Source organism: Synechococcus sp. H55.2 (assembly GCF_047462495.1).
Taxonomy (GTDB): domain Bacteria; phylum Cyanobacteriota; class Cyanobacteriia; order Thermostichales; family Thermostichaceae; genus Thermostichus.
In genome coordinates, this window is record NZ_JANSJH010000162.1 from 1 (window position 1) to 2984 (window position 2984).

Sequence of the window (2984 nt, forward strand, 5' to 3'; positions counted from 1 at the left end):
CCCTCACCCCCATCCCCTCTCCCTTTGGGAGAGGGGAGCTACAGAGCGAGGGGACAACTGTTGTTCATGGCTATTCGAGATGGCCATAGCTCCCAGGGATCCCCGTCTTTTTCCCTGCTGACCAGGGGGGTGGCAGAGAGGGCCCAGGAGCGCAGGTCGGATCCCTGACAGTCCGCTTAGGCTGAGAGTTCGAGGCTGAAAACTCTGTGCCTAAACCGTTTGGGTGTGAGCTGTAACGTTGAGAACGCGCAAGTGGGGCGGTTTGCAGAGTGGGGCCAAATGAGAGCCTGGCAAGGGGTTGCCCTGAAGCTGCTGGCCACCTTTTGCTTTGCCTGTTTGGGGGCGATCATCCGGCTCAACACGCCCGCCCTGCACCCTTTTGAAATTGTGTTCTTGCGCAACCTATTTGGGTTACTTGCCCTGGTGCCACTGCTTTTGCGAGCAGGGATCCACTCTCTGCGCACCGCCAAGATGGGCTTCTACCTCCTGCGCTCGGCAATCAGCACCTTGGGGATGCTGCTTTCCTTCTGGGCAGCCAGCCTGTTGCCTTTGGCGGAAGCAACGGCGCTGAGCTTTGTCCAGCTTTTGTTTGCCAGCCTCATGGCGGTCTGGGTGTTGGGCGAACAGATGCGCCCCTCCCGCTGGCTGGGATTGGGCCTGGCGTTTGCCGGGGCCTTGGTGATGCTAAGGCCGGGCTTTCGGGAGCTCTCTTTAGGGACAGGGCTAGCTTTGGCGGCGGCAGCCCTCTTTGCCTGGGTAACCATTGTGCTCAAGATCCTCGCCCGCACCGAGTCCAGCCTCACGATCACCGCCTACATGGGCCTGTTGCAGACTCCCCTTTCCTTCTTGGCTGCTGTTTGGGTTTGGAGCTGGCCTTCGCCGGAGCAGTGGCTGTGGATGGCGACAATGGGGCTGCTGGGCAGCCTGGGCCAGGTGGCCCTCACCCAAGCCTACAAGCTGGCCGAGGTGACCATGCTGCTGCCTCTTGATTTTTTCCGCCTCCTCTGGGCTAGCCTGATCGGGTTCTGGGTGTTTGCCGAGATCCCGGATGGGTGGACTTGGATGGGCGGAGCCTTGGTCTTGGCAGGCGCCACCTCTGGGGCCTACAGGGAAGCCCGGCTGCAGAGGGCCCAAACCCCGGCCTGGACTGGCAAAGTTGGAAAGCGGGAAGATCTCTAGGCCAGCCTAGAGCCGCGGCAGGACGGGACTGGAGCTGGTCAAGTCGGTGGTGGTGAGGGCCACCAGCAGGGCTTCCGGGCTGACGGGGAAGGGCAGATGGTGAATATCGGATCCCGGCTGGCAGGCCACTTGGGCAGCCTGCAGCAGCTCAGCGGATCCCAGGTGGTTGAGGTGGAGATCCCGCAAGTTGAGGGGCAGCCCCACCTGGCGGTAGAACTCCAGCAGCTGGGTGCGGGCGGCCAGCGCCAACTGGCTTCCCTGCAGGATCTCCTCTAGGCGAAGCTGGGCCAAGATGCCAAAAGCCACTTTCTCGCCGTGCAGGGTGGCCCGGTGCCCCAACAGATGGGTAAGGCCGTTGTGGACAGCATGGGCGGCCACGGTGCGACACTTGGCCCCTCCCATGCCGCCGACGATCCCCGCTAGGCAAATGCAGGCGTCCACCACCTGCCTCCAAGCAGTCCCACCTGGCTCCCGCAGGGCCGCCACCGATTTTTGCAAGAGCAAATCCCGTAAGACGCGGGCCTGCTGCACAGCGCCGATCACCAGGGCATCTTCTGAACTGCCGCTGCTCACAGAAGACTCGTACCACTTGGCCAAGGCATCTCCGATCCCGGCCACCAGAGTGCATGCTGGTGCTTGCAGAATCAAGTCATAGTCCAGGATCAAAGCAGCGGGAGCCTGATCTAGGGCCACATCCCGCTGAAAAGCTCCGGCCTCCGAGTAGATGTTGGACAGGGCGCTCCAGGCGGCACAGGTGGCAGCAGAGGTGGGCACCGTCGCCACCGGGATCCCCAACCGATGGGCCACCAACTTGGCCGTATCCAACGCCTTGCCGCCCCCCACCCCCAAAATGCCGGTTACGGATTCTGCTGTGGCCAGAGCCTGGAGACGAGCCAGCTCCGATTCGCTGCAATCGACGCCATAGGTGCTCCAGTAGACCTGAACGGCGGGATCCCGCTCCAGATTGCGCTTCAGGGGCAGTTCAGCCACAGCTAGCGATCGCTCCCCCCCGATCACCAACACGCGGGATCCCAGGATCGTCAGAGGTACGGCCTCGAGGATGCCGCTGCCGCGGTACAGCCGGCCTGGGGCCGGAATGGCCAGATCCCATTTGCAAGAAGAGGCGCTCAGCATTGCCAGAAAGGGGAGAGAAATCAGCTCAGTGTTTGTGAATACAGAACATGATCTTAGCGGCAAATCCTAGAGGTCTGGCTCGCCGCAGGGCTATAGTTAGGGCTAAGTTAGCGTCAACCTTCTCTGGCGCTCACCCAGCAGGGCAACGGTGCCGTTTAGCAACAAGGGATCATGAACCCGACGACCCAGCATCAGCTCATACTCAAAATTGTGGCCGGCTCCGCTTGGGCCGATGGGCATTTGGAACCCCAGGAACTGGCCTACTTGGGATCCCTGCTGCGCCGCTATGGTTTGGAGCACGATACCGAGCTGCGAGAACTGATCCAAAAGCCCATCCCGATGGAACAAACCGAGCGCTGGATGGCCGATTATCTTGCTCAGGCCAGTGAAACCGAGCGCTTACAACTTTTGGGAGCAATTGGCAACCTGATGATGGCTGACGACACAGTCTCTCCAGAAGAGCACACCCTCTTGGATGACTACCACACCCTCATGGCAGGGATCCCACCTCGTCCAGAATCGGCGCCCAATCTGGTGAAGGGTGTGGGGCAATTTTTCCGCCGCGTGGCCAAGGCTGTGAGGGGAGAGGCTTCCTAACACATTTTGACCACACCATCTGGGGAGCGGCGCAGGGAAAAGTTTGATTAACGTAAGGTGCGGAATTCCCCACC

Annotated in this window: 3 protein-coding genes; 2 read left to right on the forward strand and 1 reads right to left on the reverse strand. The window is 61.1% G+C overall.

What is annotated here, in order from left to right:
- Positions 1 to 279 precede the first annotated feature (279 nt).
- A complete protein-coding gene (locus tag NW844_RS12550; protein WP_414336121.1) occupies positions 280 to 1179 on the forward strand; it encodes a DMT family transporter in 900 nt (299 codons plus the stop codon).
- Between the two features lie 6 nt (positions 1180 to 1185).
- Here NW844_RS12550 and NW844_RS12555 read toward each other — a convergent pair whose 3' ends face one another.
- Positions 1186 to 2313 (reverse strand): iron-containing alcohol dehydrogenase family protein, encoded by a 1128-nt coding sequence (locus NW844_RS12555; RefSeq protein WP_414336123.1) that lies wholly within the window; start codon positions 2311 to 2313, stop codon positions 1186 to 1188.
- Positions 2314 to 2484: 171 nt separating this feature from the next.
- Here NW844_RS12555 and NW844_RS12560 point away from each other — a divergent pair, with 171 nt between their 5' ends.
- A complete protein-coding gene (locus NW844_RS12560) occupies positions 2485 to 2910 on the forward strand; it encodes a TerB family tellurite resistance protein (RefSeq protein ID WP_414336125.1) in 426 nt (141 codons plus the stop codon).
- Positions 2911 to 2984 lie beyond the last annotated feature (74 nt).